This is a genomic window from Paraburkholderia oxyphila NBRC 105797, from assembly GCF_000685075.1.
In the GTDB taxonomy this organism is placed as follows: Bacteria; Pseudomonadota; Gammaproteobacteria; order Burkholderiales; family Burkholderiaceae; genus Paraburkholderia; species Paraburkholderia oxyphila.
This window is the reverse complement of the sequence record NZ_BAYD01000074.1, coordinates 1-16318: the sequence shown is the minus strand read 5'-3', so window position 1 is coordinate 16318 and position 16318 is coordinate 1. Positions and strand designations below refer to the sequence as shown.

Below are 16318 nucleotides of genomic sequence, written 5' to 3'. Positions count from 1 at the left end.
ATGACAAGCCCCTAAATCTGACAGTTTACGTAATGGTTTCTTGCGGCTTGCGCTAATGACGTATCGGCCGCCAGGGCCGATAATACGTTTCATGACGGGTCTAGCTCTGGCTGGAGCGACGCCGAACTCCTCATTCGGTGATCCGTCATATTTCGAATTCATCGCGGCGCAGCAGGTCTTGCGCCGCGCTCCTCCTGAAGTTTTCCCCAGGCAGCACATAGAAAAAACCCCGGTCGTGACGGTGTCCGTCGGCCGGGGTCATAAGGCTCGCCTGTTCTCAAGAGGCCAAGCTACCTTACGCCTGTCAAAAATCCGCCGCAATGTGAAAAAAAAAGCCCGACTTGCGTCGGGCTCCAAGTTTGACCGCACCCGTTGCCGGGCGCGGTACCTGCAAAACTGCCTGCTTACGCTGCGAGCAGCGAACGCAGCACGAACGGCAGGATACCGCCGTGCTTGTAGTAGTCGACTTCGATCGGCGTGTCGATGCGCAGGAGCACCTGGACGCGCTCGTCCTTGCCGTCCTTGCGATGGATCACGAGCGTCAGATCCTGTTGCGGCTTGAAGTCGTCCGTCAGGCCTTCGACGTCGAACGTTTCTTCGCCGGTCAGGCCGAGCGACTGCACGCTGTCCGAGCCCTTGAACTGCAGCGGCAGGACGCCCATGCCGACGAGGTTCGAGCGGTGGATGCGCTCGAAGCTGCGTGCGACCACGGCCTTCACGCCGAGCAGCTGCGTGCCCTTGGCCGCCCAGTCGCGCGACGAGCCCGTGCCGTACTCTTCGCCCGCGAACACCATCGTGGGCGTGCCGGCGTCGATGTACTTCATCGCGGCGTCGTAAATCGACAACTGCTCGCCGCTCGGCTGGTGGATCGTCAGGCCGCCTTCGACGCGCGTGCCGTCGGCCTTCGCCGGGATCATCAGGTTCTTGATACGCACGTTCGCGAACGTGCCGCGCATCATGACGTCGTGGTTGCCGCGGCGCGAGCCGTAGCTGTTGAAGTCGGCCTTCTGCACGCCGTTGGCCTTGAGCCACTTGCCTGCGGGCGAGTCTTCCTTGATCGAGCCGGCCGGGCTGATGTGGTCGGTCGTGACCGAGTCGCCGAAGATGCCCAGTGCGCGCGCGCCCTTGACCTCAGCCACCGACGACGACGGCGTCATCGAGAAGTCCGAGCCGAAGAACGGCGGCTCGGCGATGTAGGTCGACTTCGGCCAGTCGTAGACCTGGCCTTCCTCGCCCTCGATCTTGCTCCACAGGTCGCCCTTCTTCGTGAGCTGGCTGTAGTTCTTCTGGTAGACGTCCGCATCCATCGCGTACTTGAGCAGCGCGTTGACTTCGTCGCTGGTCGGCCAGATGTCGCCGAGGTAGATGTCGCGGCCGCCCTTGCCCTTGCCAACCGGCTCGGTCATCAGGTCGCGCGTGATGTTGCCCGCGATCGCGTAAGCGACGACCAGCGGCGGCGAGGCCAGGAAGTTCGCGCGGATGTTCGGGTGGATACGCGCTTCGAAGTTACGGTTGCCCGAGAGCACCGCAGCCGCGACCACGTCGTTCTTCGTGATCGACTCGTTCAGCTCCGGCGTGAGGTCGCCGGCGTTGCCGATACAGGTCGTGCAGCCGTAGGCCGCGAGCTCGAAGCCGAGCTTCGAGAGGTACGGCAGGAGGCCCGTCTTCGTCAGGTATTCCGTGACGATGCGCGACCCCGGGGCGAGCGAGGTCTTGATGTGCGGCGCGACCGTGAGGCCGGCTTCCACGGCCTTCTTCGCCAGCAGGCCGGCGGCCAGCAGCACGCTCGGGTTCGACGTGTTCGTGCACGAGGTGATGGCCGCGATCAGCACGTCGCCGTTGTGCAGCTTGACCTTGTCGGTCACCGCGTATTCGGCCGTGAGGTCGTCGGCCTTCTTGTTGAAGCCGTTTTCCGCGACCGGCTTCGAGAACAGGTCGGTGAAGGTCGACTTCACGTGGCCGATCTCGATACGGTCTTGCGGGCGCTTCGGGCCGGCCAGCGACGGTGCGACCGTCGCGAGGTCGAGCGTGAGCGTCTTCGTGTAGTCGATCTCGCCGGCCTTCGGAATGCCGTAGAGCTCCTGCGCCTTGAAGTAGTTCTCGAATGCCGAGATTTCGGCTTCGGTGCGGCCCGTGCCCTTGAAGTAGTCGATGGTCTTGTCGTCGACCGGGAAGAAGCCCATGGTCGCGCCGTATTCGGGCGCCATGTTGCCGATGGTCGCGCGGTCCGGCAGCGAGAGCGAGGCCGTGCCTTCGCCGAAGAACTCGACGAACTTGCCGACGACCTTCTCCTTGCGCAGCATTTCGGTGATGGTCAGCACGAGGTCGGTGGCCGTGCAGCCTTCGCGCAGCTTGCCCTTCAGCTCCACGCCCACGACGTCCGGCGTGAGGAAGTACACCGGCTGGCCGAGCATGCCCGCTTCCGCTTCGATGCCGCCCACGCCCCAGCCGACCACGCCGATGCCGTTGATCATCGTGGTGTGGCTGTCGGTGCCCACGAGCGTGTCCGGGTAGTAGACGGTGTCGGCGCCGTCGGCCTTCTTGTGCACGCCGCGTGCGAGGTACTCGAGGTTCACCTGGTGGACGATGCCGATGCCCGGCGGCACGACCTTGAACGTGTCGAACGCCTGCATGCCCCACTTCATGAACTGGTAGCGCTCGTTGTTGCGCTGGAATTCCAGCTTCATGTTCAGGTCGAGCGCGTCCTTCTGGCGGAAGTAGTCGATTTGCACCGAGTGGTCGACCACGAGGTCCACCGGCACGAGCGGCTCGATGACCTTCGGGTTCTTGCCGACTTGCTTGGCGACGCCGCGCATGGCCGCGATGTCGGCGAGCAGCGGCACGCCGGTGAAGTCCTGCAGCACGACGCGCGAGACGACGAACGGGATTTCGTCGACGCGGGCCGCGGTGGGCTTCCAGTTCGCGAGTTGCTCGATGTGCTCTTCCGCGATCTTCTTGCCGTCGTAGTTACGCAGGACGGACTCGAGCACGATACGGATCGAAACCGGCAGGCGATTGATCTTCACGCCGAGCTGCTTGCCGAGATGCGGCAGCGAGTAGAACTTGCCTTTGCCGGAACCGCTGTCGAATTCCTTTAGCGTTTTGTGGAGGTTGTGGGCCATGGTGTTTTCCTTCGTTTAATCGCGGAAATTACGCTTTACAACTACCTGATTGCCTGCATGCCTGATTGCTCAGATCACGTACAAGTCGACGTACTCGTTCACCGGCATGGCGTCGAGCCGCGCCGCATCGAGCGAAACATCGAGTATCGCCTGCTGCTGCTTCGCGGGGAAGCGGCGCGCGAGGTTGATCCTGAACTTTTCGATCAACAGCGGGATGCCTTCATCGCGGCGCCGCTTGTGACCGATCGGGTACTCCACTACGACTTCTTCGAGCGCCGTGCCGTCGTTGAGTTCGACGGTGAGCGCATTGGCGATCGAGCGCTTGTCCGGGGCGTGGTAATCCTGCGTGAACTGCGGGTCTTCGACGCAGACCGTCTTCGCGCGCAACGCATCGATGCGCGGGTCCTGCGCCACGTCGTCTTCGTAGTCGGCGGCGGTGAGGCGCCCGAAGAGGAGCGGCACGGCCACCATGTACTGGATGCAGTGGTCGCGGTCGGCCGGGTTCGCGAGCGGCCCGGTCTTGTCGATGATGCGGATCGCCGCTTCGTGCGTGCGTATGGTGACCCGCTTGATGTCCTGGGCGGTGAGGCCGCGCTGCGCGAGCATGCCGTGCAGCGTCATCGCGGCTTCGGCCGCGGTCTGCGCGTGGAATTCGGCGGGGAACGAAATCTTGAACAGCACGTTCTCCATCACGTACGAGCCGTACGGACGCTGGAATTTGAACGGCTGGCCCTTGAACGAGACGTCGTAGAAGCCCCACGTCTTCGCCGTGAGCGCGGAGGGGTAGCCCATTTCGCCCGTCTTCGCGATGAGCGCGAGGCGCACGGCGCGCGAGGTGGCGTCGCCGGCGGCCCATGACTTGCGCGAGCCGGTATTGGGCGCGTGGCGATAGGTGCGCAGCGCCTGGCCGTCGACCATCGCGAGCGAGACGGCGTTGATGAGCTCGTCGCGCGAGAGGCCGATCATCTGGCCGACCACGGCGGTGGACGCCAGCTTCACGAGCAATACGTGGTCGAGACCGACCTTGTTGAACGAGTTCTCCAGCGCCATGCAGCCCTGGATCTCGTGCGCCTTCACCATGCCTTCGAGCACGTGCTGCATGGTGAGCGGCGGTTTACTGTGGGCGACGGCCGTGCGCGAGAGCCAGTCGGCGGTCGCGAGAATCGCGCCCAGGTTGTCCGACGGATGGCCCCACTCGGCGGCGAGCCAGGTGTCGTTGAAGTCGAGCCAGCGGATCATCGCGCCGATGTTGAACGCGCCCTGAACCGGATCGAGCTGGAATGAGGTGCCCGGCACCTTCGCGCCGTGCGGGACGATCGTGCCCGGCACGATCGGTCCCAGCAGCTTGGTGCAGGCGGGGTAGGAGAGCGCCTCGAGTCCGCAGCCGAGCGTGTCCAGCAGGCAGTAGCGCGCCGTCGACAGCGCGAGCGCGCTGTCGATCCTGAAATCAAGCACGTAGTCGACGATATCGACCAGGACCTGATCCGGCTGCGGCCTGACGTTGGAGACGTGTGCGGACATCGAGGCTCCCCGATGCGGCCCGCTTACTGACCCGAAGCAGCGCTTGCGCCCGCAGCCGGAGCCGCGCTACGGTTCAGCGCGTTGGCCTGGGTCGGCGCCATCGCGCCTTGCTGCATTGCAACAGTCTTGCACTCGTCAGCCAGACGCGAGCTGTCCTTGTCCGAGAACAGCATGGCCTTGGTCGGGATCACGACCAGGTCGAGGCCGGTTGCGGCGTCGTGGAAGCGGTCTGCACCCGTCGTCGTGGTCTGACGCGGCAGGTTGTAGTTCTTGTTCGCCCAGTGCACGGTGACGATCTGGTCACGCGCCATGTCGCCCTTCAGGTCGAAGGCCATGCCGTCCGCGCAGGCCCAGTGCTCCGAGCCTTCCGGGATCGGATCGACCTTCGCTTCCTTGGCCGGATTCGCCTTGCGCTTGATGATGCGATGCTTCGGTGCCGGCTTCTTGGGCTTGGCAGTGGTAGTCGACGAGGTTTGCGCGGCGGCTTCGGTGGCTGCCAGCATCATCGTCGTGGACAGCGCGCCGATAACGGTAGCGATCAGCAGTTTCTTCATGGAGTCAGACCTTTCTCTCTCTAAATCGGTTGATCAGTGCGCGGCTGCCGGATGCAGCCGCCAGGTGCACTGCGCGCGCCCCGAAAGCACGCAGCGGACGCTATTTTCACCTATTTGTCGGTACAGACTCAGTTTTTTACCGTTTGAAAAGAATCCGCTTGCGATTCATGAAGTTGCCCCTTGCGCTTGAGCGCCCGGCGTGTCGACGCGCGGCGTATCGACGCCCGGCGTATCGACGCCCGGCGTATCGACGCCCGGCGTGTCGACGCCCGGCGTGAACAGCGGCGCGGCTTCGGCGGGGACGGCGCGCCCTGTCGTGCGCGCGCGGCGCAGCACGGACCAGTAGTACCGGTAGCTCGCGCGGTCGTGCAGCGTGTCGCCGTGGCGCGTCGGACCCCACTGCGCGGCTTGCGCGGCCAGCAGAATCTCGGCGGCGACGGCGATTTCCTCGTCGCGCGGCGCGAATGCGGCCACGATCACGGGAATCTGCGCGGGGTGGATGCTCCACATGCGCGTGTAGCCGAACTCATTGCGGGCGCGGCGCGCGTCGTTCGCGACGACTTCCATGTCGCGCACCTCGGTGCTGACGTTGTGTGACGGAACCTTGCCGAAGGCATGGCAGGCCGCGGCGATTTCGAGCTTGGCGCGGCGCACGAGCGGGTGATCGAACTGGCCCGGCGAGCGCATCGCGGTATCGGGAATCGCGCCGTCGTGCGCGGAGACGAAGTCCATCAGGCCGAAGCTGAGCGCCTCTACGCCACGCAGCGCGGCGAGGTCGAACGCCCGGGCGAGCGCGCCGTGCGTTTCGACGAGCAGTTGCACGGGGATGGGCTTGTCGATACCCATTTCGACGCGCGTGGCCTCGACGAACGCCGTCATTTCGGCGGCGTCGCCCACGGCCCGGATCTTCGGCAGCGTGATGTAGGCCGGCGCGCGCTTCGCGGCGCGCAGGATCAGGCGCACGTCGTCGCGCCAGTGCGGATGATGAAAGTCGTGAATGCGCACGCCCACGCGCCCGAAGCGGTCGTGCTCGCCGCCGAGCAGCGAGGCGACGAGCTCCGCGTGCTCGGCCTCGCGGCCGACCTGGGCGCCGTCTTCACAGTCGAGCGTGATGTCGAATACCGGGCCGAGCTGTTGCTGCAGCGCGAGCGATTTGAGCATCAGTTTCTCGCTGCCGGCGTAGTGATCGCACACGGGCAGGAGGGTGGGCGGCGCTTCGCCCTCAAACAGCACTTCGGCGGCGGTGATGGCGCGCATCTTCGGGCTCAGGGCTCGATTTCTGGAGGTGGAAACTGATTCGGACGCGTCCTGGGGCGTAAGCCAGGCGGAGGGCGGAGGCCCCAAGGCGCGTGCGAATCAGGCGGCCTGCGGTCAGGCGGCCGCCCAAACAACCGGAACCCGCCGCGCTGCTACGGAGTTCCGGTTGGCCTGACAGGGCTTACTTGCCGAGCAGGTGGGCCACGCCGTCGCGCTCTTCGAGCAGCTCGCCCAGCGTGCCGTCCATCTTCTCGCGCGAGAATGCGTCGATCTCGAGGCCTTCGACGCGCTTGTACTCGCCGTTTTCGCAGGTCACCGGCACGCCGTAGACGATGTCTTCGGGGATGCCGTACGAGCCGTCCGACGGGATGCCCATCGTAACCCACTTGCCGTTCGTGCCGAGGACCCAGTCACGCACGTGGTCGATCGCCGCATTGGCAGCCGATGCCGCCGACGAGAGGCCGCGCGCTTCGATGATCGCCGCGCCGCGCTTGCCGACCGTCGGGATGAAGGTGTTGCGGTTCCATTCGTCGTCGTTGATCAGTGCGTTCAGCGACTGGCCGTCGACGGTGGCGAAACGGAAGTCGGGGTACATCGTGGGCGAGTGGTTGCCCCACACGGCGAGCTTCTCGATCGCGGCGACCGGCTTGCCCGACTTGGCGGCCAGTTGCGAGAGCGCGCGGTTGTGGTCCAGACGCAGCATGGCCGTGAAGTTCTTCTTCGGCAGATCCGGAGCCGACTTCATCGCGATGTAGGCGTTCGTGTTGGCCGGGTTGCCGACGACCAGCACCTTCACGTCGCGGCTGGCGACGTCGTTCAGCGCCTTGCCCTGAACCGTGAAGATTTCGGCGTTGGCCGAGAGCAGGTCCTTGCGCTCCATGCCCTTCGAACGGGGACGCGCGCCAACCAGCAGGGCGACGTCGGCGTCCTTGAACGCGACCTTCGGGTCGTCGGTGATGACCACGCCCGCGAGCAGCGGGAATGCGCAGTCGTCCAGTTCCATCACGACACCCTTGACGGCGGCTTGCGCTTGCGGCAGGTCGAGCAGTTGCAGGATGACGGGCTGATCCTTGCCGAGCAGGTCGCCGTTCGCGATGCGGAACAGCAGGGAGTAAGCGATCTGACCTGCGGCGCCGGTGACGGCAACGCGCTTTGCGGGCTTAGCCATTGAAAATCTCCAGGAAGATGCGTTAGACGCCAGAGTAAAACGCCATTCTATATGGGCGCTACACGAAGCGTTGGTGAATCCGGCGATCCTTTTTCCGGGCGGGCGGGCGAAGCCTTGTGGGCTTCGCGCCGCGCGCCCAGGCGGCGGGAGCGCCATTTAACCTGTGCGACAAAGCAATGGGAAGCGGCCGCCCGCGGTAGGGAACATCCTGGAGGAACAGCATGATGGCCAAGGCGGCCCTGCGGCGCATTCCGCCACGAGGTGGATGCTGCCGGCAGACCCCTGGAGTCGCCCGCAAACCCTTGCTCGATCGGCAGTGTAGGAGCCGGAAGGGCCAAAGTCAACAGTATCTTATGTCTTATATAAGACATATCTATTGCAGCCAAAAGGGTAGATTTCCGGGGGGCTTTATGTTGAAATGCGCGCCATGAGTGCGAACCCGGTCAGCAACGCGAATTCCTCCGCGAATTCCTCCGCTCCTGAGAGCGGGGCCCGCGCGTCCGCGTCCACCCCCGCGGCTGCCACGTCGCCTACTTTCAGTCCGCTCTATCAGCAGATCAAGGGGCTCATTACACAGAGCCTCGTGTCCGGCGAATGGAAGCCCGGCGAAATCATCCCCAGCGAAGTCGAACTGGCCGCCCGTTACAAGGTGAGCCAGGGGACCGTGCGCAAGGCGATCGACGAACTGGCCGCCGAGAACCTGCTGGTGCGCCGCCAGGGCAAGGGCACGTTTGTTGCAACGCACAACGAAGAGCGTGCCCAGTTTCGCTTCCTGAGATTGCTGGCCGATGACGGTGCGGAGCATCCGCACGTGAGCAAGCTGCTCGAATGCCGGCGCCTGCGCGCCTCGGCCGAGATCGCGCGACAACTGGATCTTAAGCCAGCCGACCCGGTGGTGCTCATCAAGCGCCTCCTGCAGTTCGACGGCGAGAGCACGGTGCTCGACGAAATCTGGCTGCCCGGCGGCGTGTTCCGCGGCCTCACGGCCGAGCGGCTCGCCGAATACAAGGGGCCGCTGTACGCCATGTTCGAAGCGGACTTCGGCACACGCATGATACGGGCGAGCGAGAAGATCCGCGCCGTTGCTGCCGACCCCGCCGTGGCCGATCTGCTCAATGTTCCGGCTGGTTTCCCATTGCTATCTGTCGAGCGCGTGTCCTATACCTATGGAGACCGCCCGGTCGAAGTGCGCCGTGGTTGGTATGTCACAACCGGGTACTACTATCAGAATGACTTGAGTTGAAGTGAGTGCCCGCGCGAGGCGCGCGGGCACCTCCGAGGCGCTTGCATCGTGCGCGCATCCGCGGTTCCAGAGGCGGATTTCGCTGCAGCGCGATATGAAAAGGCGCTAAAATCGCGTATTAGTGTTAACACATAGTAGGGGTCTAGCATGGCAGAAGCCGCAAAAAAACCGAGGCCGGAATACCGGAACATCGGGCTTGGGCAGATCTTGTTCGCATACCGCCTGCCTCTGGCAGGTCGCGTATCGATCGGCCACCGCATCAGCGGTGTGCTGTTATTCCTGTTCTTGCCTTTCCTGTTGTTCCTGTTTGACCAGAGCCTCACTTCGGAGCTCAGCTTCGAGGTCTTCAAGGGCTTCCTCTCCAACATCATCGTCAAGCTCATCGTGCTGGTCCTCGGATGGGCGTTCCTCTTCCACTTCTGCGCTGGCGTGCGCCACCTGTTCATGGACTTCAGCCATGACCTCGTGAGCAAAGAAAAAGGCAAGTCGACCTCGCTCGTCGTCGTTGTCATCTCCACGATCCTCACGATCGCTTTCGCGGCCAAACTCTTCGGAGCGTTCTAATAATGTCGGCTAAAAACGGTATCGGTCCGAAGCGCCTCGTCGTTGGCGCTCACTACGGCCTGCGCGACTGGATGGCCCAGCGCGCCACCGCCGTGATCATGGCGATCTACACGATCGTGCTGCTCGTGTTGTTCTTCGGCGCGCACGACTTTTCGTATGACGGCTGGGCCTCGATCTTCTCCGCACAGTGGATGAAGCTCGCCACGTTCGTCACGCTGCTCGCGCTGTTCTATCACGCGTGGGTTGGTGTGCGCGATATCTGGATGGACTACATCAAGCCGGTCGGCCTGCGCATCACGCTGGACGTCCTCACGATCGCATGGCTGCTGGGCAGCCTCGGCTACGCCGCTCAGATTCTCTGGAGAGTGTAAAAGAATGGCTGCAATCAAGAATGGTCTGCCGCGTCGCAAGTTCGACGTGGTCATTGTCGGCGCGGGTGGCTCGGGGATGCGCGCGTCGCTGCAACTGGCGCGTGCGGGCCTGTCGGTCTGCGTGCTCTCGAAGGTGTTTCCGACGCGTTCGCACACCGTTGCTGCCCAGGGCGGCATCGGCGCCTCGCTCGGCAACATGAGCGAAGACAACTGGCACTACCACTTCTACGACACGATCAAGGGCTCCGACTGGCTCGGCGACCAGGACGCGATCGAGTTCATGTGCCGTGAAGCGCCGAACGCCGTGTACGAGCTCGAACACATGGGCATGCCGTTCGACCGCAACGCCGACGGCACGATCTACCAGCGTCCGTTCGGCGGCCACACGGCCAACTACGGCGAAAAGCCGGTTCAGCGCGCCTGTGCGGCTGCTGACCGTACCGGCCACGCGCTGCTGCACACGCTGTATCAGCAAAACGTTGCGGCGAAGACCACGTTCTTCGTCGAATGGATGGCGCTGGACCTGATCCGCGACGCCGAAGGCGACGTGCTCGGCGTGACCGCGCTGGAAATGGAAACGGGCGACGTCTACATCCTCGAAGGCAAGACCACGCTGTTCGCCACGGGCGGCGCGGGCCGGATCTTCGCGGCATCCACCAACGCGTTCATCAACACCGGTGACGGCCTCGGCATGGCGGCCCGCTCGGGCATCGCGCTGCAGGACATGGAGTTCTGGCAGTTCCACCCGACCGGCGTGGCCGGCGCGGGCGTGCTGATCACCGAAGGCGTGCGCGGCGAAGGCGGCATTCTGCGTAACGCCAACGGCGAGCGCTTCATGGAGCGCTACGCGCCTACGCTGAAGGACCTCGCACCGCGCGACTTCGTTTCGCGTTCGATGGACCAGGAAATCAAGGAAGGCCGTGGCGTGGGTCCGCACAAGGACCACGTGCTGCTCGACCTCTCGCACATCGGCGCCGAGACGATCATGAAGCGTCTGCCGTCGATCCGCGAAATCGCGCTCAAGTTCGCGAACGTGGACTGCATCAAGGAGCCGATCCCGGTCGTGCCGACCATCCACTACCAGATGGGCGGCATCCCGACGAACATCCACGGCCAGGTCGTGGGCACCTCGAAGGGCCACGAAGATCCGATCAACGGCTTCTACGCCGTGGGCGAATGCTCGTGCGTCTCGGTGCACGGCGCGAACCGTCTGGGCACGAACTCGCTGCTCGACCTCGTGGTGTTCGGCCGTGCGGCCGGCAACCACATCGTCAAGCACGTCAAGGAACAGCGCGATCACAAGCCGCTGCCGGCCGATGCAGGCGACTACTCGCTCGCACGCTTGGCCGAGCTCGACAAGTCGACCTCGGGCGAGTACGCGCAGAGCGTGGCAAACGACATCCGCGGCACGATGCAGAAGCACGCGGGCGTGTTCCGCACCTCGGCGCTGCTGGCTGAAGGCGTGAAGGAAATCGCCGAGGTTGCCGAGCGCGCGAAGCACATCCACCTGAAGGACAAGTCGAAGGTGTTCAACACGGCGCGCGTGGAAGCGCTCGAAGTGGCGAACCTGGTCGAAGTTGCGCGCGCAACGATGGTCTCGGCTGAAGCCCGCAAGGAAAGCCGTGGTGCGCACGCTCAAAGCGACTTCGAACACCGCGACGACGAAAACTGGCTGCGCCATACGCTGTGGTTCAGCGAAGGCGACCGTCTCGACTACAAGCCGGTTCACATGCAACCGCTGACCGTCGAGTCCGTGCCGCCCAAGGCGCGTACGTTCTAAGGCAAAGCCAGTCAAAAGGAATCGGAAATGGCCAAACGAATTTTTGAAGTCTACCGCTACGATCCGGACAAGGACGCAGCGCCGCGCATGCAGACGTACGAGCTGGACCTCACGCACGAGCGCATGCTGCTCGACGCGCTGGTCAAGCTCAAGGAAGTGGACGAGACGCTGTCGTTCCGCCGCTCGTGCCGTGAAGGCGTGTGCGGCTCGGACGCGATGAACATCAACGGCAAGAACGGTCTCGCGTGTCTGACGAACCTGAACGACTTGCCGGCGAAGATCGTGCTGCGTCCGCTGCCGGGCCTGCCCGTCGTGCGCGACCTGATCTGCGACTTCACGCAGTTCTTCAACCAGTACCACTCGATCAAGCCGTACCTGATCAACGACACGCCGCCGCCCGAGAAGGAGCGTCTGCAGTCGCCGGAACAGCGTGACGAGCTCGATGGTCTGTACGAGTGTATTCTGTGCGCGAGCTGCTCGACGTCGTGCCCGAGCTTCTGGTGGAACCCGGACAAGTTCGTCGGCCCGGCAGGCCTGCTGCAGGCTTACCGCTTCATCGCGGACAGCCGCGACGAAGCCACGGGCGAGCGTCTGGACAATCTCGAAGACCCGTACCGTCTGTTCCGTTGCCACACGATCATGAACTGCGTCGACGTTTGCCCGAAGGGCCTGAACCCGACGAAGGCGATCGGCAAGATCAAGGAACTGATGGTTCGCCGCGCGGTTTGATGCTGCGCTATCGAAATTGGCGAAATGGAATCACATCAGTCTGATCCCCTTCGCCGCGCGCGCCTTCGCTGGCGCGCGCGGCGCGGTCTGCTCGAAAACGACCTGATTTTCGAGCGTTTTTTCGACCGCTATGAGCATGACCTCAGCGACGCCGACGTGGGCGCTCTCACGCGCCTGCTCGAGCTGAGCGATAACGACCTGATGGACTTGCTGCTTGCCCGCAAGGAACCAGAAGGCGAACTTGCCGACCCGGACGTGAAGCGGGTGCTGGAGCTGCTTCGCAACGTCTGAGATGCGGCGGTGCCTGTAGTTGCTGTAATTGCCGTAATTGCCGCTGTGGTTGCAGTTGCATGAGCGGCGGGCGCCGCGCCGGACGACACTATCGAATCCCGTGTTTATCTTCGATTGAGGATGTGCTATGACCCCGTCTGATGTAAAAGCCACGCTATCGTTCAGCGACAATTCGCCGAGCGTCGAACTGCCGATCTACAAGGGCACGATGGGCCCGGATGTGATCGACATCCGCAAACTGTACGGTCAGACCGGCAAGTTCACGTATGACCCGGGCTTCATGTCGACGGCGGCATGTAACTCGGCGATCACGTACATCGACGGGGACAAGGGCGAGCTGCTCTATCGCGGCTACCCGATCGACAACCTCGCGCAGAACGCCGACTTCCTCGAAACCTGCTATCTGCTCCTGAAAGGCGAGCTGCCGAACCAGGCCCAGAAGGACGAGTTCGTAAAGACCGTCACGCAGCACACGATGGTGCACGAGCAGATGCACTTCTTCTTCCGTGGCTTCCGCCGCGACGCACACCCGATGGCGATTCTGGTCGCCGCGGTGGGCGCGCTCTCGGCGTTCTACCATGACTCGCTCGACATCAATAACCCGCGTCACCGCGACATCTCGGCAATCCGCATGATCGCCAAGCTGCCGACGCTGGTGGCGATGGCGTACAAGTACTCGATCGGCCAGCCGTTCGTGTACCCGCGCAACGAGCTCTCGTACAGCGCGAACTTCATGCACATGATGTTCTCGAACCCGTGCGAAGAGTACAAGGTCAACGACGTGCTCGTGCGCGCACTCGACCGCATCCTGATCCTGCACGCCGACCACGAGCAGAACGCCTCGACCTCGACGGTGCGTCTGTCGGGTTCGTCGGGCGCGAACCCGTTCGCATGTATCGCGGCCGGTATCGCGTGTCTGTGGGGCCCGGCGCACGGCGGTGCGAACGAAGCCGCGCTGAACATGCTCGAAGAGATCGGCTCGGTCGACAACATCCCCGAGTTCATCAAGCAGGTGAAGGACAAGAACTCGGGCGTGAAGCTGATGGGCTTCGGCCACCGCGTCTACAAGAACTACGATCCGCGCGCGAAGCTCATGCGCGAAACGTGCCACGAAGTGCTCGAAGAACTGGGCCTGCACGACGATCCGCTGTTCAAGCTCGCGATGGCGCTCGAGAAGATCGCGCTGGAAGACGAATACTTCGTGTCGCGCAAGCTGTACCCGAATGTGGACTTCTACTCGGGTATCGTGCAGCGCGCGCTGGGCATCCCCACGTCCATGTTCACCTGCATCTTCGCGATGGCGCGTACGGTGGGCTGGATTGCGCAGTGGAACGAAATGATCGCCGACCCCGAGCAGAAGATCGGCCGTCCGCGTCAGCTCTTCATCGGCGAAACGCCGCGCGAAGCCAAGCCGGTCGCGCAGCGCTAAGCCATGCTGTCTTGCCACGCGGTGCGCGGTTTTCAGCGCGCCGCGTGAGGACGACACTGAGCGATATGAAAACGCCCCGACGGGTTTTGCCCGTCGGGGCGTTTCTTTTTGGGCGTGGATTCTTCGGGCGGCCGGCCGCGCGCTTCAAATCCAGCCGTCGATCTTCAGCCCGCTCGCCTTTTCGGCCTCTTCGCGCGAGACCTCGCGCACGGTCTGGCCGAAGCTCCAGATGTGCCCCTCCGGGTCGCATGCCGCGTAGACGCGGTCGCCGTAGAACTGGTCGTCGGGCTCGCGCACGATCTTCGCGCCCGCCGCGCGTGCGCGCTCGCAATGCGCGTCGAGGCCGCCCTTCAACTGCACGTGCACCGACTGCGTGTTCTTGCCCTCGAGCGTGGCGGGGCTCGTGGCGGGCATGCCGGGCCACTCGCCGCAGATCATCACGTAGCCGTCTTCGAAGCGCATCTCCGAATGGCAGAGCTTGCCGTCCGGCGAGGTCACGACGAACTGGCGCGTGAAGCCGAACGCCTTCTCCAGCCAGTCGAGCGCGGTGAACGGATCGCGGTAGTAGACGGCGGCGCCGAAGGCCGGGCGCTCAGAGGTGCTGCTCATGATCGTCTCCTGCGTTGCGATCGGACTGGGGGCTGTGGCGCTTGGTCCGGTTCCATGCAAAGCCGCGCGAGGAGCGCGTTGCTACGCGAGCGACCAATCTAGCACCGCCGCAAGTCGCTTGCGCGCGGCCTGCCTGCGCCGCTCCCTGGCCCTGCGCCACAGATATTTAAGCGTCCGTAGAATGCGCCCGCGTCATTACCTGCGGGGTAATCGCCAGCGCGCACGCATTCGCCGAGCATGACGTTCATCCACCCAGCAGCAACTCCATGAACGAGCGCGACGAACGAAAGGAGCGACCACCATGAACCACGATCCACGTCTTGCGACCCTGCCTGGCTTTATCCGCGTGAGCGACGATACCGCGCTGCACTACCGCGACTGGGGCGCCGGCGCGCCGCTCGTCTTCATGTCGGGCTGGACGCTCAACGCCGACATGTGGAACTACCAGAGCGTGCCGCTCGCGCAAGCGGGCTTTCGCTGCGTGGCGTATGACCGGCGCGGGCACGGGCGTTCTAGCGATCCGGGGCGCGGCTACGACTACGACACGCTCGCCGACGATCTCGAGGCCGTGCTCGACGCGCTCGATCTCTCGGGCGTGACGCTCGTCGGGCACTCGTTTGCGAGCGGCGAGATCGTGCGCTACCTGAGCCGTCACGGCGCGCGGCGCGTGGCGGGCATCGTGCTGCTCTCGCCGGCCTCGACGCCTTGTCTGCTCAAGACCGCCGACAACCCCTATGGCCTCGACGCAAGCCTCTTTGCCGCCTCGCTCGACGAGATGCTGACGTCATTTCCCGACTGGATCGAGCGGCGCACCGAAGCCTATTTCGAGCCCGGCACGTCGCGCGCCGTGATCCAGTGGACCGCCGACATGATGCTGCGCGCCTCGCTCTACGCGGCGGCGCAGTTGAGCCGCGTGCAGGTCTCGACGGACTTTCGCCGCGAGCTGGCGCAGATCGATGTGCCCGCGCTCGTGCTGCACGGCGACAGCGATGCTTCGGCGCCGCTCGAGCTGACCGGCGGCCCCACTGCTGCGCTGCTCGCGCATGCCGCGCTCAAAGTCTACGAAGGCGGCACGCATGGGATGTACCTGAACCAGGCTGCGCGCGTGAGCGCCGATATTGCCGCATTCGCCAGACATGATCCATCAGTGCAGTGCGAATTTGATTAGCATTCTTGATTATTAATCGTGCGGCGGTGATGGTCGGCGGATGCCACGTGCCCGATGAAGCCGGAATATCGAATGAAATATGGCGTGATGCTATAAAGAATGAATAAAACATGGGATAGCGAAGAATCGCGTCTGAAACAGACTTCAAAAGCGCGAAAGATAATGGCAGACCGTGAAGAAAAATACCGACGTGGCTTTTGTCTCGCAACACGCGACTCGCACTTTCCGCTTTCATTGCCGGGAGCTCCCTGCGCTGGATCAAGGATGATGGCCGCTCAATGTGGCAGTATTCTTCGATAACGTTCCGAATCGGGAAAAATACCTCTTCTATAAACCAGTCTTGGCGATGCTTTGGCATCGCCGCTCTGCGTCGATATTTTCATTCGAATTCTGTCTGGAATTGTAATAAGGAATTCTAATATATTGGCCATTCAATAAATAAATAAATCAGTAATGCATTAATGAATTATATGTGCCACATAACAGAGTTTTATAGTTAAGAGGAACAGACT

At 63.4% G+C, this 16318-nt stretch carries 14 protein-coding genes; 8 read left to right on the top strand and 6 right to left on the bottom strand.

Translation table 11 applies throughout. The features are described from left to right. Positions 1–404: 404 nt before the first annotated feature. The 5 genes from acnA to BO1_RS33600 form a co-directional block, all read right to left on the bottom strand. On the bottom strand, positions 405–3122 hold the full coding sequence (gene acnA, locus BO1_RS33620; RefSeq protein ID WP_028221316.1) for an aconitate hydratase AcnA: 2718 nt from the start codon (positions 3120–3122) through the stop codon (positions 405–407). A 69-nt stretch (positions 3123–3191) separates the two neighbouring features. Beyond that, positions 3192–4643 (bottom strand): bifunctional 2-methylcitrate dehydratase/aconitate hydratase, encoded by a 1452-nt coding sequence (locus tag BO1_RS33615; RefSeq protein WP_028221315.1) that lies wholly within the window; start codon positions 4641–4643, stop codon positions 3192–3194. A 23-nt stretch (positions 4644–4666) separates the two neighbouring features. After that, positions 4667–5197 (bottom strand): hypothetical protein, encoded by a 531-nt coding sequence (locus BO1_RS33610; protein ID WP_028221314.1) that lies wholly within the window; start codon positions 5195–5197, stop codon positions 4667–4669. Positions 5198–5362: 165 nt separating this feature from the next. Then, positions 5363–6454, bottom strand: a complete 1092-nt coding sequence (locus tag BO1_RS53825; protein WP_084688395.1) for an HpcH/HpaI aldolase/citrate lyase family protein — start codon at positions 6452–6454, stop codon at positions 5363–5365. A 181-nt stretch (positions 6455–6635) separates the two neighbouring features. Beyond that, complete coding sequence (locus tag BO1_RS33600) at positions 6636–7622, bottom strand: malate dehydrogenase (RefSeq protein WP_028221313.1); 987 nt, start codon at positions 7620–7622, stop codon at positions 6636–6638. 427 nt (positions 7623–8049) lie between these two features. Between BO1_RS33600 and BO1_RS33595 the strand changes: the two genes are divergently transcribed. The 7 genes from BO1_RS33595 (at position 8050) to gltA (ending at position 14029) form a co-directional block, all read left to right on the top strand. Continuing rightward, on the top strand, positions 8050–8865 hold the full coding sequence (locus BO1_RS33595; RefSeq protein ID WP_043287667.1) for a GntR family transcriptional regulator: 816 nt from the start codon (positions 8050–8052) through the stop codon (positions 8863–8865). Positions 8866–9012: 147 nt separating this feature from the next. Further along, complete coding sequence (sdhC, locus tag BO1_RS33590) at positions 9013–9429, top strand: succinate dehydrogenase, cytochrome b556 subunit (protein WP_028221311.1); 417 nt, start codon at positions 9013–9015, stop codon at positions 9427–9429. 2 nt (positions 9430–9431) lie between these two features. Then, on the top strand, positions 9432–9800 hold the full coding sequence (gene sdhD, locus BO1_RS33585) for a succinate dehydrogenase, hydrophobic membrane anchor protein (protein ID WP_028221310.1): 369 nt from the start codon (positions 9432–9434) through the stop codon (positions 9798–9800). A 4-nt stretch (positions 9801–9804) separates the two neighbouring features. Further along, positions 9805–11580, top strand: a complete 1776-nt coding sequence (gene sdhA, locus BO1_RS33580; RefSeq protein ID WP_028221309.1) for a succinate dehydrogenase flavoprotein subunit — start codon at positions 9805–9807, stop codon at positions 11578–11580. Positions 11581–11607: 27 nt separating this feature from the next. Next, the gene (locus BO1_RS33575) at positions 11608–12309 is read left to right on the top strand and encodes a succinate dehydrogenase iron-sulfur subunit (protein WP_028221308.1); all 702 of its coding nucleotides are present in this window, start codon (positions 11608–11610) and stop codon (positions 12307–12309) included. 24 nt (positions 12310–12333) lie between these two features. Continuing rightward, the gene (locus tag BO1_RS33570; protein ID WP_042338036.1) at positions 12334–12600 is read left to right on the top strand and encodes an FAD assembly factor SdhE; all 267 of its coding nucleotides are present in this window, start codon (positions 12334–12336) and stop codon (positions 12598–12600) included. Positions 12601–12727: 127 nt separating this feature from the next. Continuing rightward, the gene (gene gltA / locus BO1_RS33565) at positions 12728–14029 is read left to right on the top strand and encodes a citrate synthase (RefSeq protein ID WP_028221306.1); all 1302 of its coding nucleotides are present in this window, start codon (positions 12728–12730) and stop codon (positions 14027–14029) included. Between the two features lie 144 nt (positions 14030–14173). Here gltA and BO1_RS33560 read toward each other — a convergent pair whose 3' ends face one another. Beyond that, entirely contained in the window at positions 14174–14638 is a 465-nt protein-coding gene (locus tag BO1_RS33560; RefSeq protein ID WP_028221305.1) for a VOC family protein, read from the bottom strand. A 301-nt stretch (positions 14639–14939) separates the two neighbouring features. On the opposite strand from BO1_RS33560, the gene BO1_RS53820 reads away from it, so the two are divergent. Then, on the top strand, positions 14940–15806 hold the full coding sequence (locus tag BO1_RS53820; RefSeq protein WP_043287648.1) for an alpha/beta fold hydrolase: 867 nt from the start codon (positions 14940–14942) through the stop codon (positions 15804–15806). The last annotated feature ends 512 nt before the right edge of the window (positions 15807–16318 follow it).